Below are 22,586 nucleotides of genomic sequence, written 5' to 3' on the forward strand. Positions count from 1 at the left end.
CGAGGTCCCGCCGGGGCGTGACGCGGGCCGCCGGGGGAGCCCGGCGGCGGGTCACGGCAGAGCCCGGGGTCCCCGCCGCCGGGGAGCCCCACGGCCCGCGCGGCAGAGCCGGGGCTCCCCGCGGACAGGCCCGGCCCGAGGTCCCGCCGGGGCGTGACGGCAGGCACACTTGAACCATGTCCATCCACGAGAACCTGCTCGGGGGCCCCGCCCCGACCCACCTCCCCGACGACCCCGAGCCGCGCGAGCTGCTCGCCGCCGGCACCCCGCCCGCCGAGGTCGCCGCGAAGTACCCCACCTCGTCCCTCGCCTGGGCGCAGCTCGCCGACGAGGCGTTCGAGGGCGGCCGGGTCGTCGAGTCGTACGCGTACGCCCGTACCGGCTACCACCGCGGCCTCGACTCCCTGCGCCGGGCCGGCTGGAAGGGCCACGGCCCCGTCCCGTTCGAGCACGAGCCGAACCGCGGCTTCCTGCGCGCCCTGCACGCCCTCGCACGCGCCGCCGGGGCCATCGGCGAGACCGAGGAGCACGAGCGCTGCACGACGTTCCTGCGCGACTCCTCGCCGACCGCCGCGGACATCCTGAGCTGAGCAGTCTCCCCGGCCGCTCCCCGCCCACGCGCGTCGGGCGGGGAGCGGCTTAGTATGCGAGCAGGGGACCGGAGCTCCATCACCTCACGGAAGGGGCGGACCGCTACCCGGAAGCTCGTGTCGAGGAGACAGAAATGTCGACCAACCACCCCGACCCCGAAGCCACCGGTGCGGACACCCCGTACCTGGACTTCGCGGGAACGACTCCGTACGAGGACTATGTCCAGGCGGATGTCCTGACCCACCTCCAGCACCTGCGCTCGGACGATCCCGGCGAGATGGTCTTCCTGGTCACCACCCAGGTCATGGAGCTGTGGTTCACGGTCATCGTCCATGAGTGGGAGACCGCCACCCGCGCCCTGCGCGAGGACCGCATACCCGTCGCGCGCGACGCGCTGAAGCGTTCGCTGCGCGAGCTGGAGGCGCTCAACGAGTCCTGGCGGCCGCTCGCCGGACTCACCCCCGCCCAGTTCAACTCCTACCGGGGCTCTCTCGGCGAGGGGTCCGGGTTCCAGTCCGCGATGTACCGGCGGATGGAGTTCCTGCTCGGCGATAAGTCGGCCTCCATGCTGGTGCCGCACCGGGGCGCGCCCCGCGTCCACGCCGAGCTGGAGAAGGCGCTCGGGGAGCCCAGCCTGTACGACGAGACCCTCGCCCTGCTGGCCCGGCGCGGGTACGCCATCCCCGAGGCCGTCACCACCCGGGACCTGACCCAACGGTACGAGCCGTCGCCCGAGGTCGAGGCCGTGTGGGCGGAGATCTACGCCTCCGACGACCAGAACGACGAGCTGGTCCGCCTCGGCGAGCTGCTCACCGACGTCGGCGAGCTGGTGTGGCGCTGGCGCAACGACCACCTCGTCGCCACCCGGCGCGCGATGGGCTCCAAGACCGGCACCGGCGGTTCCGCCGGGGTCGCCTGGCTGGAGAAGCGCGCCACGAAGAACGTGTTCCCCGAGCTGTGGACGGCGCGCAGCCATGTCTGACACCTCCCGTGAGACGTTCCGCGAGCGGGCGCTGAAGCTCGACGCCGCCGATCCGCTCGCCGCCCGCCGCGAACTCTTCGCGCTCGACGACGGCGTCTACCTCGACGGCAACTCGCTCGGCGCGCTGCCCGTCCACGTCCCCGCCCGGGTGCAGGACGTCCTCACCCGCCAGTGGGGCCAGCTGCGCATCCGGTCCTGGGACGAGAGCGGCTGGTGGACCGCGCCCGAGCGGATCGGCGACCGGATCGCCCCGCTCGTCGGGGCCGCCGCCGGACAGATCGTGGTCGGCGACTCGACCAGCGTGAACGTCTTCAAGGCCGTCGTCGCCGCGGCCCGCATCGCGGGCGAGGGACGCGACGAGATCCTGGTCGACGCGACGACCTTTCCCACGGACGGGTACATCGCGGCGTCCGCCGCCCGGCTCACCGGCCACCGCATCGTGCCGGTGGCGCCCGCCGACGTACCGGCCGCGCTCGGCCCCCGTACCGCCGTGGTCCTGCTCAACCACGTCGACTACCGCTCGGGCCGGCTGCACGATCTGCCCGGGCTGACCGCCGCCGTCCACGCGGCGGGCGCGGTCGCGGTGTGGGACCTCTGCCACAGCGCGGGCGCGCTGCCCGTCGGGCTCGACGAGCACGGGGTGGACCTGGCGGTCGGGTGCACGTACAAGTACCTCAATGGCGGCCCCGGTTCGCCCGCGTACCTGTACGTCGCCGAGCGCCACCAGGCCGCCTTCGACTCGCCGCTGCCGGGCTGGAACTCGCACGCCGACCCCTTCGGCATGACCCCGGACTACGCCCCGGCGGACGGTTCCGTACGGGGCCGGGTCGGCACCCCCGACATCGTCTCCATGCTGACGCTGGAAGCGGCGCTCGACGTGTGGGACGGGGTGGAGGTGGACACCGTACGGGCCAAGTCGCTGGCGCTGACGGACTTCTTCCTGGAGTGCGTCGAGGCGTACGTTCCGGCGGGCCGGGTCACCTCCGTCACCCCGGCCGCGCACGCGGAACGCGGCAGCCAGGTCGCCCTGCGCTGCGACGACGCCGAGCCCGTGATGCGCCGCCTCATCGAGCGGGGCGTCGTCGGCGATCTGCGGCGGCCGGACGTGCTGCGGTTCGGCTTCACCCCGCTGTACGTCGGATTCGCCGACGCGGAACGGGCGGCGCGGATCCTCGCCGAGGTGCTGGCGGAGACCCCGGCGGCCTGACAGGCCGTCAATACCCGTGCGACCGGGCGGGGGCGGTACCGAGTGCTGGTACCGTCCCCGCAGGTCAACCCAGTTGGGCACCTGACGCAGGCACAGAACACAGGCGCAGAGCACAGGCACAGGCCACGGGCAGAGGACGGTTGAGCAGCATGTCGGATTCCCCGAGTTCCCCGGACCCTGCCGCGCAGGAGCGGGACGCGGCCGAGAGCGCCTCGGCCTTCGCGCACCCCGCCGTCGCCCCCGACGCCACCGCCTCCTACGGGGACCACCCCGACCAGGTCGTCGACTTCTACGCCCCGCGCGACGGCCGCACCGCCGCCCCGCTCGTCGTCCTCCTGCACGGCGGCGCCTGGCGGTCCCCGTACGACCGGGCCCATGTCTCCCCGCTCGCGGACTTCCTGGCCCGCCGGGGCTTCGCCGTGGCCAACGTGGAGTACCGGCGCGGCGGCGACGACATCCCGCAGCAGCGCGGCGGCGGGAGCGCGGCGGCGCCCGCCGGTGCCGACCCGGTTGCGGGGCGCTGGCCGGAGACCTTCGACGACGCGGCCGCGGCCCTGGACGCGATGCCCGTCCTGGCCGCCCGCGCACTGCCGGGCGCCGATGTGCGGCGGATCGTCGTCACCGGGCACTCCGCGGGCGGGCACCTCGCGCTCTGGGCGGCGGCGCGCCACGTCCTGCCCGAGGGGTCGCCGTGGCGGCTGCCCGCCCCGCCGCCGCTGCGCGGGGTCGTCGCCCTGGCCCCGATCGCGGACTTCGCGACGGCGGTCCGGCTGGGGGTGTGCGGCGGCGCGGTCACGCAGCTCCTGGGCGGGGAGGCCGGCTTCGCGGACCGGGCGGCGCACGCCGACCCCGGGGCCCTGCTGCCGACCGGGATCGCCACCGCGATCGTGCAGGGCGTCGAGGACATCGTCGTCCCGCAGGCCGTCTCCGAGGCCTACGTCGACGCGGCGGCCAAGGCCGGTGAGACGGTCGGGCTGACGCTGCTCGGCGGCGTCGGGCACTTCCCGCTGATCGATCCGGCCGCCGACGCGTGCGCCGTCGTCGCCGAGGAGATCACCCAGCTCGCCTGGTGAGCCCTTTCCGGAGGCCGCCGGATTGAGGACAGCGAATTGTGAAGACAGCGGGTGTCCTCAAAGGTCTCTACGTTGGTCGTGTCGCCGCTCGGACGGAGTCGGAAACGACGACATGACCGAGCCGGGGTCGAGGTCGTCGGCGGCGACCTCACGGACCCGGCGTCGCTGGCCCCCGCGCTGCGCGGGGTGAGCGGCCTGCACCTGATCACCTTCGGCGGAGCGCTCTTCGCCCCGCTGGAGACCGGCGAGGCGATCCTCGCCCTGGCGAAGGAGGCGGGCGTGCGCCGGGTGACCGTGCCGCACGGCGGCGGGGACACCCCGGTGGAGAGCGCGGGGCGCGCGAGCGACTTCGCCTGGACGGTCGTGATGCCGGTGGAGTTCATGGCGAACGCCCTGGAGTGGGCGCCCGGCATCCGGAGCGAGGGCGTGGTGCGCGAGCCGTACGTGGACCGGCTGAGCGCGATGGTCCATGAGGCGGACATCGGCGCGGTGGCGGCCGTCGCGCTCACCGAGGACGGCCACGGCGGCCGGGAGTACCTGGTCACGGGCCCGGAGGCGCTGACCGTACGCGACAGGACGGCGGCCATCGGCGCGGCGCGGGGCGCGGACGTGGAGCTGGTCGAGCTGACCGAGGAGCAGGCGTTGGAGAACTGGCGGGGCCAGGGCATGCCGGAGGGCCGTGATCGCGTTCCTGATCGACGTCTACCGGGACACCCCGCTGGAGGGCCGGACCGTCTCCGGCACGGTCGAGAAGGTCACCGGCAGGTCGGCGCGGACCTTCGCGCAGTGGGCCGAGGAGCGCGCGCGGCACTTCGGCCCGGGGGCCTGACCGGAAGCCCGGGCGTGGGCCCCCGCAGTTTCCCGGGGGCGGTCCGGCGGAGGCGGGTAGTCCTTGAGACGGACGCCCCGGAATCCGCAGCGATGCTGACGACCCGCCGTCCGCCGCCGCCTACCGTGGAACCGTGACCGAGACCCAGACGAAGAACAGTGGCCCGGAGTTCCGGGCGGCCGCAGGGGCGTTGGACGGCCTGCGGGAGGACCTCTTCCGCCAGGCGTTCGCCTACCGGCCCCTGCCGCCGATGAGCCCCGACGGACGGCTGATACGGCGGCTGCCCGAGGGGCTGCGCAGGGCCGTCGTCTGGACCCCGCACGCCCTGGTGCTGTTCGCCGCCTTCATCGTGATGATGATCGGCTTCGCCGAGTGGGACTACCGCTTCCTGATGGGCGTGGTGCCCGCGATCCCGGTGGCGATGACCCTCGTCAGGCCGGTCGCCGCGTTCTGGGCGTCGATGGCGGCCACCGTCTTCTGCGGGATCCTGACCGGCCAGCTGTGGGGGGCGAGCGCCTTCGCGGCCCAGCTGGTGGTCCTGGTGGTCGTGGCCGCCCGGACCCGGCCCCGCGCGGCCGCCTGGATGTGGCTGCTGACCCTGCTGTTCGGGATGCTGGTGGAGGGCGGCGAGCCGTCCGTCACCGCACCCCTGGCCACGCTCTCCGCCTTCGCGCTGCTCGTCGTCGCCGTGGTCCAGATCCGGCGCGACGCCGAGCGCGAGGTCACCGTGCAGCGCACGGTCACCGCCGTCGAGCGCGACCGGCGCACGCTGCTGGAGGAGCGCACCACCATCGCCCGGGAGCTGCACGACGTGGTGGCCCACCACATGTCGGTCGTCGCGATCCAGGCCGAGGCCGCCCCCTACCGGGTCGAGAACCCGCCGCCCGAGCTGGAGCAGGCCTTCGCCACCATCCGCGAGAACGCCGTCGCCGCCCTCACCGAACTGCGCCGCGTCCTCGGCGTCGTACGGGCGGAGGACTACGAGGCCCCGGACGCCCCGCAGCCGACCCTCGCCGCGCTCGACGGGCTCCTGGACAACGTCCGCGAGACGGGCCTGGAGACGGAGAAGGTGATCACCGGGGCCGTCCGCGAGCTGCCGCAGGGCGTCGAGCTGTCGGCGTACCGGATCGTCCAGGAGGCCCTGAGCAACAGCCTGCGGCACGCGCCCGGCGCCTCCGCCAGGGTCGAGCTGAGCTACGTCCTCGGCGGGCTCGGGCTGCGCGTGGTCAACGGACCCCCGCAGGGCCTGGTCAAGCCGTCGCCCGGGGCCGGGCACGGGATCACCGGGATGCGGGAGCGGGTCGCGATGCTGAACGGCGAGATGACGGCCGGGACGACGGCCGACGGCGGGTACGAGGTCGCGGTGTTCCTCCCCGTACCGCTGTCCGAGCAGCCGGAGAGGTCCGAGCAGCCGGAGCGGTCGGAGTCCCGGGACACGGCCGAGGGCAACGGCGAGACCGCCGTCATCGAACGCGTACAGGACGGCCGGGCATGAGCGACACCGACATCCGGGTCCTGATCGTCGACGACCAGATGATGGTCCGCGAGGGCTTCTCGGTCCTGCTCAACGCGATGCCCGGGATCACCGTCGTGGGCGAGGCGCTGGACGGCCGGCAGGCGCTCGACCAGGTGGCGGCCCTGCGCCCGGACGTCGTCCTGATGGACATCCGCATGCCGGAGATGAACGGCATCGAGGCGACCCGCGAGATCGTCGCGCGCGACGCCGACGCGAAGGTCCTGGTGCTGACGACCTTCGACCTCGACGAGTACGTCTACCAGGCGCTGCGGGCCGGCGCCTCGGGCTTCCTCCTCAAGGACGCCTCGGCCCGGCAGCTCGCCGACGGGGTACGGGTGGTGGCCTCCGGCGAGGCGCTGCTCGCCCCGACGGTCACCCGGCGGCTGATCACCGAGTTCTCCAAGCTCGCGGAGGCCCCGCGGCCGCCCGCGCTGGCCCGGATCGGGGATCTCACCGAGCGCGAGACGGAGGTGCTCGTCCTCATCGCGCAGGGCCTCTCCAACGCGGAGATCGCCTCGCACCTGATCGTCGCCGAGTCCACGATCAAGACGCATGTGAGCCGCATCCTGGTGAAGCTGGGGCTGCGCGACCGGACCCAGGCGGCGGTGTTCGCGTACGAGGCACGGCTGGTCACCCCGGGGTAGCCGGACATACGCCGGAGCCGTGCGGGGGGCCTTGCAGCTGGGCGTTCATGCACGTGTCCTTCGACCGTCCCTGACCAGGGTGCATCAGTGGGGCTTGGACCCACTGATGTGTTCTGGGCGCATCCCGAACGGTTTTGGATGCGCTGGGTTGCCGCTTTCGCGTCCCGCTCGGCGGCACGTCTCCGGGGGCGTGGTCCGTTGCGGGTGGACGGCTTCCTTCACGCTCTTGTGCACCTGGTACGGCCTGGGCGGTCCGATGCCCCGCACGATCTCTCCGGTCGTGTGGGGGCGGTGCCGTCCGACGCCGGATCGGGTGTCCGAGGGCGCGTCTCCCGATCGCGATGCCGGCGGCATCGTGACGGGACATCTTGCGGCGGGGTGTGGTCAGCGGTTTCTGCCAGTGCTGGCCGCCCCACTTGGAGGTGTAGGCGGGATCGACCGCAATGATCATCAGACCCTGTTCGGCTGCCATGGAGACCAGCCGGGCTTTGAGTTTCGCAGTGGGAATGCCGTGGATCAGTTTCCGGAACTTTTTGCGGCGCCCGTGCTTCTCCCGGGTTTTCTCCGTACTGAAGTCGAGGTCCTCGATACCGATCCCGGTGGCGCCGGTCTGTTTGGCCCAGTGGAGGAGGCGGGTCAGGGCGTGGCGGATCTGTGCGTCGCGGTGGTGGGTGGTGCCGGTGAGGTCGTAGGCGAAGCGGTGCGGTTCGCCTACGGGGTTGCCGTGCTGGTCGAGGTGGTAGGCGGCGAAGTGGTCGGCGTTGGCGTCGACACCGATCACACCCCCGGCCCGGGCGGCCTCCCACGGGACGGTCTGCACGAGGGGGCGTTGCCAGGACGCGGTCAGATACCAGCGGCCCCGGGCAGTATCGAGGTGGATCCGGTAGGCGACAGCCCGGTTGGTTTGGATGCGGTCGGCCCATTCCGTACCGCGGTGTGCGAATGCCACTGGCGAGGCCAGGGTGTAGCGGCCGTGCTTGGTGTTGGCCAGGTGGGCCAGCGGGGCGGGCAGTTTGATGCTGACCTGGCCGTCGGGGGTGACCCGGATCGTCTCGTTCCCGAACCGCTTTCCCGACTCACCGTTCGCAGCCAGGAACCAGCGCTCCGCCTCCCACCGCTCCCGCCACCGCTCCTCGGTGAGCTCGGCCTCTGCGAGATGGTGGCGGGTGTTGAGGAGCCGTTTGCCGCCACGCACGACCCGCACCCGTCCCGTACGCCAGTCCGCCACGGCGGCAGCGTGTCGAGTCTCCAGGTCCTTGAGGCGGCGTGACTTGCGGAACCACTCACCCTTGGAGCGGTAACCGCCCGCTGCACGCTTGGTGCCCTTCGCTCCGATCGGCAGGGACAGCCGGTGCTTCAGTGTCCGGATCCCGTCCTCCAGTGACCGGATGTGCGCGGCCTGACCGCGACGGGCGAGCGCCCACTGGTCGTTACTCGTCTTGGTGATCGCCCCGGCGATCCGCGACGACGACACCTTCGTCAGCTCCCGCTTACGCGTGGCCCAGGTGCCGGCGCCATGTTCCAGACCATCCGCGCAGCGAATCTTCAGGTCACGCGCAGCGAGCGCGCCCTGATGCTCACCGACTGCCCGCAATATCCGCTCATCCTCGGCCGTGAGGTGCTTCAGACGGTCCCGCACCGCCACCCCGGCAAGGCCGGTCACTATGAAGGGCGCCGCCAACACGCGTACACCACCCACGACCGAACCCCGCTCCGAGACCGTGCAACCTGTCACTCAGAACAACGAGCAACCAGAGAAAGGGTCACCCATTCGGCCTCAGAACTCCTGTTCCTGGCTTGTGCTCCCGGGCGCTACAACTGACTCATGCACACCAAACCGGCAGCAGCTTTCGACCCCTGGTCGCCCGCGTTCGTCGCCGATCCCTACCCCGCCTACACCGCGCTGCGCGCCGCCGGCCGGGCGCACTGGTTCGAGCCGACGGGGCAGTGGCTGATCCCGCACCACTCCGACGTATCGGCCCTGCTGCGCGACCGGCGCCTCGGGCGTACGTATCTGCACCGCTTCAGCCACGAGGAGTTCGGCCGGACCCCGCCGCCGCCCGAGCACGAGCCGTTCACCACGCTCAACGGGCAGGGCATCCTCGATCTGGAGGCCCCGGACCATCCCCGGATCCGGCGGCTGATCTCGAAGGCGTTCACCCCGCGTACGGTCGAGAATCTGGCCCCGACCGTACGGCGGCTGGCGGCCGAGCTGGTCGACGCGTTCGTGGCGAAGGGCGGCGGCGACCTGCTGGCGGAGGTCGCGGAGCCGCTGCCGGTCGCCGTGATCGCGGAGATGCTGGGCGTCCCGGAGGCGGACCGGGGCCTGCTGCGGCCCTGGTCGGCGGCGATCTGCGGGATGTTCGAGCTGAACCCCTCGGAGGAGACGGCGCGGGCCGCCGTCCGTGCCTCGGTCGACTTCTCCGCGTATCTGCGCGGGCTGATCACCGAGCGACGCACCGACCCCGGCGACGACCTGATCTCGGCCCTCATCGCCGCCCATGACGAGGGGGAACGGCTGACCGAGCAGGAGATGATCTCGACCTGTGTGCTGCTGCTGAACGCGGGCCACGAGGCGACGGTGAACACCACGGTCAACGGCTGGCGGACCCTCTTCCACCACCCGGAGCAGCTGGCCGCCCTGCGCGCCGACCCCGCGCTGCTGCCGACCGCGATCGAGGAACTGCTGCGCTACGACACCCCGTTGCAGATGTTCGAGCGCTGGGTGCTGGACGACATCGAGATCGACGGCCAGGTGATCGGGCGGGGCACGGAGGTGGCGCTGCTGTTCGGCTCGGCCAACCGGGACCCGGAGCGGTTCGCGCGCCCGGACGTCCTGGACCTGTCCCGTACGGACAATCCGCACATCACCTTCGGCGCGGGCATCCACTTCTGCCTGGGCGCCCCGCTGGCCCGGCTGGAGCTGGCGGCCTCCTTCGGTGAGCTGCTGCGGAAGGCGCCCGCGCTGCGGATGACGGCGGAGCCGGAGTGGCAGCCGGGGTATGTGATCCGGGGCCTGAAAGAGCTGCGGGCGGAGGTGTAGGTACGTCGGCCGGGGGCGTCCTCAGCAGGGCGGGCCGCCACCGGCCGCGTACGAGGGCCAACACGGCGATGCCCGCGAGCCTGCCGAGGACAGCGGTCCCGGGGCGCATTTCAGCCCCTCCGGCGATGGAGGAGCGGGGGTACGGGGGCAGCGCCCCCGAATCCCGAATCACGTCAGCGGGTAAGACTTCCGCCCCGACGCCTCGTCGATCTCATCGTGCGCCTTGGTCAGCAGTTTCATCGCCAGCTCGTTGAGCGCCCTCGCCCCCGCGATCTCCTCGCCCACCCGCTGCTGGTCGGCGTCGGAGGGATGGCGGCTGGCGTAGCCGTGGGCGCGTACCTCTGTTCCGTCGGAGAGGCGGACGAGCGCCGCCGCGCGCGTGCGGTGGGTGTCCTCCTCGAATTCGAGGTCGATGTGCCATCCGACAGCGATCCTGGTCATGACGGTCACCTCCGGGACCGAACGGGGAAACGGGACGGCTCCGGGGCCGTCTCCTACCAGCGTGCGCCCGCCGCCGCGTCCGCGCTCGCCGGGCCCGGCAGCATCAGCCCCCAGGCGCCCGCGCGGACCGTCCACGTCCGGGTCCGCACCGGCCCCCCGGTCTGTATGTCGGCCCGGTAGCGGAAGTCCGCGCCGGAGACCGTGACGGCCTTGGCCTCCACCGTGACGTCCTCGCCGGAACCGGTGCGGACGACGACGTCGGCGAGCCCCCCGCCGCCCTGGGAGGTCACCGAGAGGTCCCGGACCGGCGTGTCCAGGTCGCTCAGCAGCACCCCGTCCGCCTCGATGCGCAGCCGGTGCGTGCCCGGGGCCGTCGCGGCGGCGACCGGGGCCGGGCGGACCAGGGACGTCACCAGCGAGCGGCAGGTGTCCCAGACGGCCGTGACGCCCGCGTGCGGGGTTCCGGAGCCGGGCGGCGGGGGAGGCGGGGCCGGGATGCGCAGGCGGCCCAGGACCACGCCGTCGCTGTCGTCGACCAGCAGGTCCAGACGGCGCACCGCCCCGTCCAGCGCGGTCCGGGCGGCCGCCACCGCACCCCGGGGGACACCGAGGGCGTGGGCGACCTCCAGCGCGTGCGCCGCGCCGACGGGGATCAGGGAGAGGACGCCGGCGGCCAGCTCCCGCTCGCGGTGCAGCTGGGCCACGGCGCGCAGCAGCGCATGGTCGTCACCGACCACGACCGGGCGGCGCGAGCCCCGCCGGGAGAGGGCGCGGGCGAACTCCTCCGGGGTGTCCGGGAGGCAGATCTTGGCGTGCGAGCCGGCGCTCAGCACGTCCTTCGCGATGCGGACGGACTCGCCGTCGGTCCTGCGGGCGGCCGGGTCGATGACCACGAGAAGCTGGTCGTCGCCGTCGCCGGGGGGCTCTCCAGCCGACACCTCGGTCCTTCCTCGGGTAGCATCTTGGTGCAAGAGCCCCTTGCGCTATTGCGCCAGGGGCTTCGTCTATTCCGGGGCACCCGGTTCGACGGCTCAGGCTGTGCCGTACATCGTCGTACGGCAGGTACGACCTTGACGTACGCCCCCTGACCTTGGACATGCCCCGCCCGGAAGGGGTGTACGCCTGTGCCCGCACTTGTGCTGCTCGGTGCTCAGTGGGGTGACGAGGGCAAGGGGAAGGCCACCGATCTCCTCGGTGGATCCGTGGACTATGTCGTGCGATACCAGGGCGGTAACAACGCCGGTCACACGGTCGTCGTGGGCGACCAGAAGTACGCACTTCATCTCCTCCCCTCCGGAATCCTGTCGCCGGGCTGTACCCCGGTCATCGGGAACGGTGTCGTGGTCGACCCGGCGGTCCTGCTCTCCGAGCTGAGCGGTCTGAACGAGCGAGGCGTCGACACGTCCAAGCTTCTGATCAGCGGCAACGCTCATTTGATCACTCCGTACAACGTCACGCTCGACAAGGTGACCGAGCGCTTCCTCGGGAAGCGCAAGATCGGTACGACGGGCCGGGGCATCGGCCCGACGTACGCCGACAAGATCAACCGGGTGGGGATCCGCGTCCAGGACCTCTACGACGAGTCGATCCTGGAGCAGAAGGTGGAGGCGGCCCTGGAGCAGAAGAACCAGCTCCTGGCCAAGGTCTTCAACCGCCGGGCGATCGAGGCGGGCAAGGTCGTCGAGGACATGCTCCAGTACGCGGAGCAGATCAAGCCGTTCGTCGCCGACACGACCCTGATCCTGAACGAAGCCATCGACGACGGCAAGGTCGTGCTCTTCGAGGGCGGCCAGGGCACCCTGCTCGACGTCGACCACGGCACGTACCCCTTCGTCACCTCGTCGAACCCGACGGCGGGCGGCGCCTGCACCGGAGCCGGTGTCGGCCCGACGAAGATCAGCCGCGTCATCGGCATCCTCAAGGCCTATACGACGCGGGTCGGCGCCGGTCCGTTCCCGACCGAGCTGTTCGACGAGGACGGCGAGGCGCTGCGGCGCATCGGCGGCGAGCGCGGTGTCACCACCGGCCGTGACCGCCGCTGCGGCTGGTTCGACGCCCCGATCGCGCGGTACGCGACCCGGGTCAACGGCCTGACCGACTTCTTCCTCACCAAGCTGGACGTCCTCACCGGCTGGGAGCGGATCCCGGTCTGCGTGGCGTACGAGATCGACGGCAAGCGCGTCGAGGAGCTCCCGTACAACCAGACCGACTTCCACCACGCGAAGCCGATCTACGAGACCCTGCCGGGCTGGTCCGAGGACATCACCAAGGCCAAGACCTTCTCCGACCTGCCGAAGAACGCGCAGGGTTACGTGAAGGCCCTGGAGGAGATGTCGGGCGCCCCGATCTCCGCGATCGGCGTCGGCCCCGGCCGGACCGAGACGATCGAGATCAACTCGTTCCTGTAGGCGGTGTTGCAGGCGGTGCTGTCCGTGGGGCCCGGGTCGGATCGGAATGATTCGCATCCCGGGCCCCACGGGTTTTCCGCGACCGCGTTCGCGCCCGCCTCGGCCGGGGCGGGCCCGCCTCAGTCGGTGTCCGTCGCCGCGAGTACGGCGATCCGGCGGCGGTCGGGGGAGAGGGCGGCGATGCCGTAGTCGGCCAAGATCTCGTTGCAGAACCACTCCGCGTCGGACTCGAAGTGGAACCACGTCGTCTGCCGGACGTGGTGCTCCACCTCCTCCGCGCTCGCCCCTGCCGGGGCGTCGCTGAGGGCCGCCATGGATTTCCAGGCCCACAGCCGTCCGAACGCGCCGTGCGCCCCGTGGTCGCCCATGCCACCCATCGAGGCGGTGGCGAAGAGAATGCTCCAGATCGCGTCGGCGGGGCGGCGGGCGATCTCGAAGCGGCCCGTGGTGCCGAGCCCCTCGACGCATCCCATGGGCAGGGTGGGCAGCAGCGCGGGAACCCGGTCCGGTTCCACTTCCTCGTCCGTCCGGAAGACCCAGGCCTCCGAGTGCCCCCAGCCGCCCGCCTCCGGCGCGGCGATGATCATCTGGTGCAGGTCGAGGGTCGCGGAGTCCACTAGGGCCGACTGCTCCGCCGTACGAGGAGTGGGCGGGTCGACCCGGCCGTCGGCGGGCAGGGGGGAACCGCCGGAGCGTGCGCCGCCGTTGATCGAACGGCTGGGAAAGGTGAGTCGGGTCTCCAGTGCGCTGCGGCGCGACGGCAGCCATACCAGCGGATGGCCGCCGTACATCACCCGCGTCCAGTCGATCGTCTTCGGGAACGCGTCCATGTCCACGCCCCGCAGGATCAGTTCGTGGAAGAGGCAGATGCGCAGCTCGTCCAGCCGGCCCTTCGCGTCGCGCTCGGAGAGCGGGCCCACCAGGTCGGCCGCCTCCCGGTGCTCCGCCAGGAGCGAGGCCACGAACCGGGGCGCGAGGTCGACCCCGGGGCCTTGGCTCCGGGTGAACAGCCGCAGGAGCTGCGTCAGGCTGTCGGGGCCGGGGGTGATGGCCAGCACCCTGACGAGCTGGGCGAGTTGGCCCTGGTGCTCGCGCGTCTTCTTGGTGGCGGCTTCGATCCGGTCCGTCAGCTCCATCGCCAGGTCGGCCACCTGGCGGGAGTCGCCCTGCGCGGCGCGCTGTTGGGCCGTCTGCCAGGAGAAGCGCCTGAAGTCGTCGTCGGTGTTGTTCACGGTTCGTCACCCTAGGGCCGTCCCGGCGGCGGGTGCGACGCGTTTGACGGCCCATCCAGACCTTGACAGGTCCAGACCAATGCCGTTTGGGTGGTGGTCCCCCCATGTCGGCCCGCCGGGGCGCTCGGGCGCGCCCGGTGAGCCGCGTCGAAGGAGTGAGCAGCCCTGTCTCGCATCGACCGCACCGATCGCCTCAAGCGATTTCTGACTGTGCCCGCGACGCTCGCCGCCCTCGCCGCCGCCCTCGTCACGGCGGCCCCCACCGCCTCGGCCACCACCCCCGCCACCGAGCCCTGCGCGCCGCTCCACAGCGCCACGGCCGACTACCGCGCCGGGGACACCGTCTCCCACCACGGCCGCAACTGGAGCGCCAAGTGGTGGAACCGGGGCGAGAATCCGGGTGCGGGATCCGCCTGGGCGGACCGGGGCGCCTGTACGGGAGGGGTGTCCGACTTCGTCATCGGCGAGGCGGAGTTCGACGCGATCTTCCCGGACCGCGACCCCTTCTACACGTACCAGGGCCTGATCGACGCGCTGCACGCCTACCCGCACTTCGCCAACGTCGGTACGCCGCAGACGCGGGCGCGGGAGGCGGCGGCGTTCCTGACGCACGCGGACTTCGAGTCGGTGGGGCTGAAGTACGTCAAGGAGATCAACGAGGCCAACTACTGGCGCAAGTGCGACGACACCCAGCCCTTCGGCTGCCCGGCGGGGCGCGAGGCGTACTACGGGCGCGGCCCGATCATGTTCAGCTGGAACTTCAACTACAAGGCCGCCGGGGACGCCCTCGGGCTCGATCTGCTGAACGACCCCTGGCTGGTCGAGCGGGATCCGTCCGTCGCCTGGGCCACCGCCCTCTGGTACTGGAACACGCAGAACGGCCCCGGCACCATGACCTCGCACGAGGCGATGGTCGGCGGCGCGGGCTTCGGCGAGACGATCCGTTCGCTCAACGGGGCCCTGGAGTGCGACGGCGGCAACCCGGAGTCGGTGGCGGCGCGGGTGGAACGGTACGAACGCATCACCGGCATCACCGGGGTGGCGCCGGGATCGGGGCTCACCTGCTGAGCGCGGGCAGTCGGTTGGCCGCTGGGATCGGGCTCATCCGCTGAGCGCGGGCGCGGAGGCCGTCTGCGGCTGTCCGCAGGGGGAGCGTGTGCCGTCCGCATGCTGGGCGGGCCGGAAGATTTTACCTTCGCCGGCACCCCGGTCCACGGGTGATCCGGATGGACTCCCTCCGGAATAGCGGCTGTTGAGAGCGCTCTTAGTGCAAGCGCCCCGGGCCGCCGGGGCCGGAATCGGTGGAACCTCCGCTCTTTTCGAGCATGGTCTAGACCTTGACAGGTCCAGACCATGCTCGCTTGAGTGTCGGGCACCCCCACAGCGGCGCACGGCCGGACGTCGCGCCGCGTCCAAGGAGTGTGATCACGTGATCCGACGTGTCCTGAGCCTGCTGGTCGCGCTCGGCGCGGTCATCGCGGCGCTCGTCGTCCTTCCCGCCGCCACCGCGCAGGCCGCCACCTGCGCCACGGCCTGGAACTCCTCCGCGGTCTACACCGGAGGCGGCACCGTCTCCCACAACGGCCGCAACTACACCGCCAAGTGGTGGACCCAGGGCGAGACGCCGGGCAGCTCCGACGTCTGGGCCGACAACGGGGCCTGCGGCACCGGCGGGGGCGGTGAGGACCCGGGCCAGAGCAACGGATTCGTCGTCAGCGAGGCCCAGTTCAACCAGATGTTCCCGAACCGGAACGCCTTCTACACGTACCAGGGCCTGACCGACGCCCTGTCCGCCTACCCGGCCTTCGCCAACACCGGCAGCGACGAGATCAAGAAGCGCGAGGCCGCCGCCTTCCTCGCCAACGTCAGCCACGAGACCGGCGGGCTGGTGTACATCAAGGAAGTCAACGAGGCGAACTACCCGCACTACTGCGACGCGAGCCAGCCCTACGGCTGCCCGGCCGGCCAGTCCGCGTACTACGGCAAGGGCCCCATCCAGCTGAGCTGGAACTTCAACTACAAGGCGGCCGGTGACGCGCTCGGCATCGACCTGCTGAACAACCCCTACCTGGTCGAGCAGAACGCGGCCATCGCCTGGAAGACCGGCCTCTGGTACTGGAACACCCAGTCCGGCCCCGGCACCATGACCGGCCACAACGCCATCGTGAACAACGCGGGCTTCGGCGAGACCATCCGCTCCATCAACGGCGCGATCGAGTGCAACGGCGGCAACCCGGCCCAGGTCCAGAGCCGGATCGACAAGTTCACGCAGTTCACCCAGGTGCTCGGCACCACCACCGGCTCGAACCTGAGCTGCTGACCCTGCCCCTGACCCCGGCCCGCGAGGGCCGCTGAAGGGACCCCACCCGAGCGGGGGGTGCGTCCGGCGCAAGCCGGAGCGCACCCCCCGTTTCGGCGTCCGGGACCGGGTTGGCACGATCGTCGGGAGCCGCCGGCCCCGGGTGTGACGCGGGCCACGGGAACCGGGCGCGGGCCCCGGAGAGGTACAGGGCGTGGAAGACAACGAAGTACGGGAGCGGATCCGGGCCGGTGACCGGGAGGCCTTCGCGGCCCTCTACGACCGGTACGCCCGGACCGTCCACCAGCACGCCGCCCGTCTCACCGGGGACCTCTCGGCCGCCGAGGACGTGATGTCGGAGACCTTCCTCGCCGCCTGGCGCACCCGCGAGCAGGTCCGCGCCGAGGGCGGTCCGCTGGGCCCCTGGCTGCTGGGCATCGCGACCAACAAGGCGCGCAACCACCGCCGTGGGGTCGGCCGCCGGCTCGCCTTCCTGGCCCGGCAGCCGAAGCCCGAGGAGACTGCCGACTTCGCCGAGGCGTCCGCCGAACGACTGGACCACCAACGGGAACTCGCGGCCGTACGCGCGGTGCTCGACCGGCTCCGGGGGCCCGAGCGGGAGGTGCTGGCGCTCTGCGTCTGGGCGGGGCTCGACTACGCGCAGACCGCGGACGCGCTGGGCGTGCCCGTGGGCACCGTACGCTCCCGGCTCTCCCGGGCCCGGAAGCGGCTGCGCGCGCTGACGGGCGAACGGCTCGCACAGGAAGCGCGGGAAGGGCAGGAAGCGCGGGAAGCGCGGGAACCCGGCCGGGGCCGCGGAGAGGTAGGAGGCAGGGCGGCGATCGTCGCCCTGCCGAGCGAGAGGGGATCGCGATGAAGGGCACCGACGACGGCCGCGAAGAGTACGCCGCCGAGCGCGCCGAACTGGCGCGGCTGCTGCCGCCCGCCCCCGTGACCGACCTTCCGCCGGGCCGTCACGAGCACCACAGGGAACGCCTGATGAACCTGATCGACGACGACACCGCCCGCGCCGCCCGGAAGCGTACCGGGGCAGGGGCAGGGGCCGACGCCCAGGACCGCGCCCGCGAGCGAGCTGGCCGTCCCGACCGCCCCGCCCGGTCACGCCTGCTGCGCCCCTCCTTCCTGGCGCCCGCCACCGCGCTGGCCGTGGCCGGGGCGCTGGTCCTGGGGTACGCCGCACAGAACGGCGGCCCGGCGGGCACGGGCGGTGCGGGGGACACCCGGTCGGTCTCCCAGGTGCTCCTGCGTATCTCGGACGCGGCGGGGAAGGGCGAGGCCCTGCCGGTCCGGGACGACCAGTTCGTCTACACACGCAGCACGGGCCGGGACGTCGACCTGACGACCGGCAAGCTGGTCGTCGAACCGCTGGAGGAGTCGGAGACCTGGTACTCGCAGAAGCCCGGCCCGCAGAAGAAGCTCGGTCTGAGCCGTCAGTACGGGGAGACCCTGCCCATCAACGCCGAGCTGGGCGACAGCGAGGGCACCCGGCCGGGCCTCCACCGGCCCACCTACCGCTGGCTGTCCACCCTGCCGACCGAACCGCGGGCCCTGCTGGACTATCTCTCCGAGATCACCCCGAAGTTCGAGGGGGACGACCCCGACCAGGCCGTCTTCCAGGCGATCGGGGGCCTGATCGGCGACACGCTCCTCCCGCCCGGCACGGCAGCCGCGCTCTACAAGGCGGCCGCGCTCATCCCCGGCGTCACCGAGGCCCCCGACGCGGTGGACGCGCTGGGCCGCAAGGGCGTGGGCATCGCCCGCGACGACGAGCGTTCCGGCGTGCGCACCGAGTGGGTCTTCGACCCGGAGGATCTGTCCTACCTGGGCTGGAGCAGCCATCTGACGCGGGACACGGAGTACGGCAAGAAGGGCGACTTCCTCGGCGACAGCGCGGTGATCGAGACGGCGGTGGTCGACAAGGCGGGCGTCCGGCCGCGGAACTGACGCGGAACTGACATCGCGGCGGGGGACGGGGAGGACGTACGGCGGTGGGCCGGGTCACACCAACTGCGGCCGCACCGACATCAGCAGATGCCGGTGGGTGCCCGGACCCTCCCCGTCCGTCGGCGTCCCGTCCGGACCCTCCCCGTCCGTGATCAGCGCGCGCTGCCCCGCCCCCAGCAGCTGGAGGCGGAGGGACGGTCCCGTGAAGGCGGCCAGGGCGTCCGCCAGATACGCCGGGTTGAAGGCCACCGTCAGCTCCTCGGCCCCCTCCAGGGCGGCCGGCAGCCGCTGGGACGCCACGTCGTCCTCATAACCCGCTCGGAGCAGGACCGAGGCGTCGGCGCGGGAGAACGTCATCTGGACCGGGCTGTCCCCGTCGGCGACGACGGAGACCCGCTTGACCGCCTCCGTCAGCCGGGCCCGGTCCACCGCCGCAACGGCCGGGTCCTCCATCGCGAACAGCTTCTCGTGGCGCGGCAGTCGGCCCTCCAGGAGCCGTACGGTGGTGCGCATGCCCGCGTGCTCGAAGCCCGCCGAACCGGCGTCCAGGGCGACGCTCACCAGCCCGGAGCGGCCCAGCGAGCGGGCGATCTCGGTGAGCCGGCGGGCGGAGACGAGGACGTCGGCGCTCTCGCCGGGCGCGGCCGCCTTCCACGGGACGGTCCGCACGGCGAAGCGGTAGCGGTCGGTCGCGGCGAGCGTCATCGTGTCGCCGTCGAGCCCCAGCCGGATCCCGGTGAGCGCGGGCAGCGTGTCGTCCCGCCCGGCCGCCACCGCCACATCGGCCACGGCCACCGCGAACAGCTCCGCGTCCACCGCGCCCCGCACCTGCGGGAGCGGGGGCAGCGCCGGGTAGTCGTCCAGCGGCAGCACGGAGAGGCCGAACCGGGCCCCGTCGCCCGACACCGTGAACCGCGAGCCCTCCACCGCGCACGCCACGGGGCCGTCGGGCAGCACCTTGCAGATGTCCAGCAGCCGCCGCCCCATGACGAGCACCTTGCCGGGTCGCAGGACCTCGGCCTCCCCGTCGATGCGCGCGGACGCCTCGTAGTCCAGCCCGGAGATCCGCAGCCGCCCGGCCCCGGCCTCGTCCCCGGCTCCGGCCTCCGTGTCCAGCAGCAGCCCGCCCAGTACGGGAACGGGCGAGCGCACGGGCAGGACGCGGGCCGCCCAGGACACGGCCTCGGTCAGGGCACTGCGTTCGATGCGGAACTCCATGGGGCGCCTTTCCTCGGACGTCGAAGCCGGGAGCGATTCCTGAAGCCGACTTCCGCGTACGACGTTAGGAGGCACCACTGACAATCACACCCAGGGAGCGCGGCAACCGGCGACAGCGACCACCCCCGTGAGCCCCTGCCGCCGCGTTCCCGCGTTCCCGTGTTCCGGCCTCCCCCGTCTCCCCCGACGTGCCGGAACACGTTCGGACGATAGATCGGAGGGTAGGGAGACCGGGAGATTCAATACGCCCAATGGGACGGCCACCGGGGTATCGGTCCGCACAGTCAGAATGGCCGGGTCACCGCCGACACGGCCGTGTCCAGGAAGGACAGGGAGGACAGGAAGGGCAGGGAGGACAGTGCGGCCAGGGCGGACAGGCCGGACAGGCCGGACGGGGCGGGAAACAGGGCGGGGAACGGGGGACTCATGCGAGTACGGGAGCGTGCGGACGACCTTCTGCGGATGCACCGGCTGGCCCGCACGGGCGGAACGGCCGGGCTGCTGCGCTGGCTGGCCGGGCGGGCCGAGGGGTGGGCCGGGCTCGTCGAGCCGGACGGGACGGTGCTGCACGCCGCGGCCCGTACGGCGGGGGCGATGGTCCCCGATGTCGCGGGGCTCGTCGCCGAGGGCGCGAGCGCCCTCACCGAGCGCGGGGTGCAGGCGTACTCCGTGGACACCGGTGCGCACACCGCCCTGCTCTTCCCGCTCACCGTCTTCTCTCCGGGCGTCGGCGACCCCGCTGGCCCCGTGCTCGCCGTCGTCACGCCCCGGCCGGTGGCCGCCGGGCTCTCCATGCTGCTGGCGGACGTCGTCCTGCCGCTCTCCCTGTGCCTCCAGGCCGAGACGCTGGAGCGCAAGCGCCGCCGGGTGGACCTCGCCGAGTCCCGGGGCCGTGAGGCGGTGCTGCATCTGCTGATGACCGGTCAGCTCTCCATCGCCCAGCAGGTCGCCGGTGCCCTGCGCCCCCGCCTCCCCGATCCGGTGCGGGTCTGCGTCGTGGAGTGCTCCGGCGACGGGCGCGACGAGGTGGCCCGGGTCTGCGTGGACGCGGACGGCGGCCGTTCCTGGATCGTGCGGTGCCCCGTCTACGCCCGCCACCTCATCCTCGTCATGCCCGCGGAGGACGCGGAGGAGAAGCCGCCGGAGCCGGGGGCCGCCCCCACGGACGAGACCGTCGCCGCCCGGGTGGGCGACTGCGTGGTGGGCGTCAGCGAGCCCGTGCCGCTGGCCGATACCGCGACCGGCTACCGCCAGGCCTTCCACGCCCTGGCCGTCGCCCGCGAACTGCCCACCCGGCACGCCCGGTTCGGCGTCTCGCCGGACCCCGCGCTCGTCGTCGGACCGGCCGGCCGCCGATGGGCCGACGAGCTGTTGAACCCGCTCCTGACCCACGTTCCGCGCCGCGCGCAGGACCCCGGCAGCCAGGAGCTGCTGGCCACGGCCGCCTCCTGGCTGGCCTTCTCGTCGCACGCGACCGACCACCTCAAGGTCCACCGCAACACCCTCGCCGCCCGGCTGCGGCTCATCGGCGACCTCCTCGGCCTCGACCTGCACCGGCTGGCCGACCAGGCCGCTCTGGACCTGGCCTTGCGCGTCCGCGCCACCCCCGCCCCGGCGTGCACCCCCGAGGTCCCGTCGTCGGCCCCGCCGGTCCCGTACGCCCCCGGTACGTCAATGGCGGCGGGCGGCCTCGACGCGATCCTGTGCCGCCCCGCCGTACGCGACTGGGCCGACCAGCAACTGGCCCCCGTTCTCGGCGCGGAGGAGACCCTGCGCACCTGGTTGCGGTGCGAGGGCCGCCTCGGCCCGGCCGCCGCCGAGCTGGGCATCTCCGTACCCGGCACCCGCAAACGCCTCACCCGCCTCGAAACGGTGCTCCAGCGCTCGCTGCTACGGCCCCCGAGCGCCCGTTACGACCTGTGGCTGGCGCTGAGGTCCCGGGACCTGGCGGCAGCGGCCTAGGGGCCTAGGGGCCTAGGGGCCTAGGGGCGAGCCTGGGGGCGCAGGGGTCCAGGAGCGGCCTGGGCGGCGGGGCCTGAGTGGGGCCCACGAGCGGCCTAGGAGCGGCCTGGGCGGGGCCCAGGCACGGCCTACGCGGGGTCCGGGCCGCAGCACCACGACCCGCCCCTCCGCCCCTGCGCCAGTTCGCGCCCGAGCGGGGTCAGGGCGTGCACCACCTCGCCGCCCCTGCGCGTACTGGTGATGAGCTTCGTGGTGCGCAGCACCGACGCGTGCTTGCTCGCCGTCCCGACCGACACCCCGATCCGCCGCGCCAGTTCGCCCGTCGCGCACGGGGAGGCCAGCGCGCACAGCGCCATGGCCCGGGTCCGCCCCAGCAGTTCGGGCAGGCCGTCCAGCGGATCCGCGGATCCGGGGCGGCGGCTCGCGGGGTAGACGAGTACGGGTGGGAGGTCGGGGTCGATGAGGGTGACGGGACGCCCCGTGCAGAAGAAGGACGGGACCAGCGAGATGCCCCGGCCGCCCAGGTGGAGGTCCCCGTCCCGCGGGTAGTCGGCGACCAGCGTCGGCGCCTCCCAGCGGATCGACGGCGACAGCGTGCTCAGTAGCCGCTCGGCCCCGCCCGCCAGCACGTCCCGGCTGTGCAGGGCGCGGTCCGCGTGCACCACGTCGTCGATCAAGTGCAGCTGCGGGGCCAGGAGTTCACGGAAGTACGTGAGGACCGCGCCGTCCAGCTCCTGCCGGGCCCCACGCTCGCCCTCCGCGAGCCGCCGCAGCCACGTGGACGGCGGCTTCCGGTGCCGGGCGCACGAGGCGATCTCGGAACGCAGGCGAGCCGCCGGGGTGGCGCGGATGAGGTCGCGGGCGGCCTCCATCCCGCCCAGGTGGGGCGGGGTGAGGAAGTCCGGGAAGTCCCCCCGGGGCGGGACCAGCGTCGTGAGCAGCCGGATCGGGCCCCTGAGGTCGCTCCTGGCCAGCCGCTTCCGTACGTGCCGCAGCCAGGGTACGTACTCGGAGGCGGTCTGCCGGGCCTGGAGGGTGTGCAGGCTGTTGACCAACTCCCACATGGGGTCAGGACGGGGAGTGACCGTGATGCGTGCCAGGTCGTCTGCCGTGAAATGGATACGGAGTGCCATGAATCCCCCGAAACGAACGCATCCGTTTTCTGTGTGCCGAAAA

20 protein-coding genes and 1 pseudogene are annotated in these 22,586 nt (G+C 72.7%); 14 read left to right on the forward strand and 7 right to left on the reverse strand.

Features of this window, described 5'->3' with window-relative positions:
* The first annotated feature begins 176 nt into the window (after nucleotides 1–176).
* The 7 genes and pseudogenes from A3Q37_RS33015 to A3Q37_RS33045 all read left to right on the forward strand — a co-directional run bounded on the left by A3Q37_RS33015 (nucleotide 177) and on the right by A3Q37_RS33045 (nucleotide 6,842).
* Nucleotides 177–590 (forward strand): DUF3151 domain-containing protein, encoded by a 414-nt coding sequence (locus A3Q37_RS33015; RefSeq protein ID WP_065490493.1) that lies wholly within the window; start codon nucleotides 177–179, stop codon nucleotides 588–590.
* Nucleotides 591–724: 134 nt separating this feature from the next.
* Entirely contained in the window at nucleotides 725–1,573 is an 849-nt protein-coding gene (locus tag A3Q37_RS33020; RefSeq protein ID WP_065490494.1) for a tryptophan 2,3-dioxygenase family protein, read from the forward strand.
* Complete coding sequence (gene kynU / locus A3Q37_RS33025; RefSeq protein ID WP_065490495.1) at nucleotides 1,566–2,780, forward strand: kynureninase; 1,215 nt, start codon at nucleotides 1,566–1,568, stop codon at nucleotides 2,778–2,780. Before A3Q37_RS33020 ends, kynU begins: the two co-directional genes overlap by 8 nt.
* A gap of 149 nt (nucleotides 2,781–2,929) precedes the next feature.
* Nucleotides 2,930–3,853, forward strand: a complete 924-nt coding sequence (locus A3Q37_RS33030; protein WP_065490496.1) for a S9 family peptidase — start codon at nucleotides 2,930–2,932, stop codon at nucleotides 3,851–3,853.
* Between the two features lie 120 nt (nucleotides 3,854–3,973).
* Nucleotides 3,974–4,682, forward strand: a pseudogene (locus tag A3Q37_RS33035) (NmrA family NAD(P)-binding protein); the annotation flags it as partial.
* 133 nt (nucleotides 4,683–4,815) lie between these two features.
* A complete protein-coding gene (locus A3Q37_RS33040) occupies nucleotides 4,816–6,177 on the forward strand; it encodes a sensor histidine kinase (RefSeq protein WP_065490498.1) in 1,362 nt (453 codons plus the stop codon).
* Nucleotides 6,174–6,842, forward strand: coding sequence for a response regulator transcription factor (locus tag A3Q37_RS33045; RefSeq protein WP_065490500.1), 669 nt, complete (start codon nucleotides 6,174–6,176; stop codon nucleotides 6,840–6,842). The genes A3Q37_RS33040 and A3Q37_RS33045 overlap by 4 nt, the downstream gene beginning before the upstream one ends.
* Here the strand turns inward: A3Q37_RS33045 and A3Q37_RS33050 are convergent.
* Entirely contained in the window at nucleotides 6,829–8,541 is a 1,713-nt protein-coding gene (locus A3Q37_RS33050) for a transposase (RefSeq protein WP_255312026.1), read from the reverse strand. The two genes, A3Q37_RS33045 and A3Q37_RS33050, sit on opposite strands and share 14 nt — an antisense overlap.
* 126 nt (nucleotides 8,542–8,667) lie before the next feature.
* On the opposite strand from A3Q37_RS33050, the gene A3Q37_RS33055 reads away from it, so the two are divergent.
* The gene (locus A3Q37_RS33055; protein WP_065490502.1) at nucleotides 8,668–9,885 is read left to right on the forward strand and encodes a cytochrome P450; all 1,218 of its coding nucleotides are present in this window, start codon (nucleotides 8,668–8,670) and stop codon (nucleotides 9,883–9,885) included.
* Between the two features lie 168 nt (nucleotides 9,886–10,053).
* Here the strand turns inward: A3Q37_RS33055 and A3Q37_RS33060 are convergent, their stop codons facing one another.
* Both A3Q37_RS33060 and A3Q37_RS33065 read right to left on the reverse strand, forming a co-directional pair.
* Nucleotides 10,054–10,326 (reverse strand): DUF1876 domain-containing protein, encoded by a 273-nt coding sequence (locus tag A3Q37_RS33060; protein ID WP_006126332.1) that lies wholly within the window; start codon nucleotides 10,324–10,326, stop codon nucleotides 10,054–10,056.
* Nucleotides 10,327–10,379: 53 nt separating this feature from the next.
* The gene (locus A3Q37_RS33065; RefSeq protein WP_065490504.1) at nucleotides 10,380–11,264 is read right to left on the reverse strand and encodes a diacylglycerol kinase; all 885 of its coding nucleotides are present in this window, start codon (nucleotides 11,262–11,264) and stop codon (nucleotides 10,380–10,382) included.
* 186 nt (nucleotides 11,265–11,450) lie between these two features.
* Between A3Q37_RS33065 and A3Q37_RS33070 the strand changes: the two genes are divergently transcribed.
* Complete coding sequence (locus tag A3Q37_RS33070; RefSeq protein WP_026237801.1) at nucleotides 11,451–12,734, forward strand: adenylosuccinate synthase; 1,284 nt, start codon at nucleotides 11,451–11,453, stop codon at nucleotides 12,732–12,734.
* A gap of 119 nt (nucleotides 12,735–12,853) precedes the next feature.
* Here the strand turns inward: A3Q37_RS33070 and A3Q37_RS33075 are convergent, their stop codons facing one another.
* A complete protein-coding gene (locus tag A3Q37_RS33075) occupies nucleotides 12,854–13,966 on the reverse strand; it encodes a DUF6183 family protein (RefSeq protein WP_065490506.1) in 1,113 nt (370 codons plus the stop codon).
* A 210-nt stretch (nucleotides 13,967–14,176) separates the two neighbouring features.
* Between A3Q37_RS33075 and A3Q37_RS33080 the strand changes: the two genes are divergently transcribed.
* From A3Q37_RS33080 to A3Q37_RS33095, 4 genes are all read left to right on the forward strand, one after another.
* Nucleotides 14,177–15,034: a glycoside hydrolase family 19 protein gene (locus A3Q37_RS33080; RefSeq protein ID WP_079138098.1), complete on the forward strand. Its 858-nt coding sequence runs from the start codon at nucleotides 14,177–14,179 to the stop codon at nucleotides 15,032–15,034.
* Between the two features lie 361 nt (nucleotides 15,035–15,395).
* The gene (locus A3Q37_RS33085; protein WP_065490510.1) at nucleotides 15,396–16,286 is read left to right on the forward strand and encodes a glycoside hydrolase family 19 protein; all 891 of its coding nucleotides are present in this window, start codon (nucleotides 15,396–15,398) and stop codon (nucleotides 16,284–16,286) included.
* Nucleotides 16,287–16,479: 193 nt separating this feature from the next.
* Nucleotides 16,480–17,142 carry an RNA polymerase sigma factor gene (locus A3Q37_RS33090; protein WP_065490512.1) on the forward strand — a complete coding sequence of 221 codons (663 nt, stop codon included), beginning with the start codon at nucleotides 16,480–16,482 and terminating at the stop codon, nucleotides 17,140–17,142.
* Complete coding sequence (locus tag A3Q37_RS33095; RefSeq protein ID WP_065490514.1) at nucleotides 17,139–18,230, forward strand: CU044_5270 family protein; 1,092 nt, start codon at nucleotides 17,139–17,141, stop codon at nucleotides 18,228–18,230. The genes A3Q37_RS33090 and A3Q37_RS33095 overlap by 4 nt, the downstream gene beginning before the upstream one ends.
* A gap of 54 nt (nucleotides 18,231–18,284) precedes the next feature.
* Here the strand turns inward: A3Q37_RS33095 and dnaN are convergent, their stop codons facing one another.
* Both dnaN and A3Q37_RS37425 read right to left on the reverse strand, forming a co-directional pair.
* A complete protein-coding gene (gene dnaN / locus A3Q37_RS33100) occupies nucleotides 18,285–19,448 on the reverse strand; it encodes a DNA polymerase III subunit beta (protein ID WP_065490517.1) in 1,164 nt (387 codons plus the stop codon).
* Nucleotides 19,449–19,732: 284 nt separating this feature from the next.
* Nucleotides 19,733–19,876 (reverse strand): hypothetical protein, encoded by a 144-nt coding sequence (locus A3Q37_RS37425; protein ID WP_176711563.1) that lies wholly within the window; start codon nucleotides 19,874–19,876, stop codon nucleotides 19,733–19,735.
* Between the two features lie 34 nt (nucleotides 19,877–19,910).
* On the opposite strand from A3Q37_RS37425, the gene A3Q37_RS33105 reads away from it, so the two are divergent.
* The gene (locus tag A3Q37_RS33105) at nucleotides 19,911–21,410 is read left to right on the forward strand and encodes a helix-turn-helix domain-containing protein (protein ID WP_079138101.1); all 1,500 of its coding nucleotides are present in this window, start codon (nucleotides 19,911–19,913) and stop codon (nucleotides 21,408–21,410) included.
* 128 nt (nucleotides 21,411–21,538) lie between these two features.
* On the opposite strand, the gene A3Q37_RS33110 is transcribed toward A3Q37_RS33105, so the two are convergent.
* Entirely contained in the window at nucleotides 21,539–22,543 is a 1,005-nt protein-coding gene (locus A3Q37_RS33110; RefSeq protein WP_065490520.1) for a helix-turn-helix transcriptional regulator, read from the reverse strand.
* Nucleotides 22,544–22,586: the final 43 nt, after the last annotated feature.

The sequence above is a fragment of the Streptomyces sp. PTY087I2 genome, assembly GCF_001687325.1.
Taxonomy (GTDB): domain Bacteria; phylum Actinomycetota; class Actinomycetes; order Streptomycetales; family Streptomycetaceae; genus Streptomyces.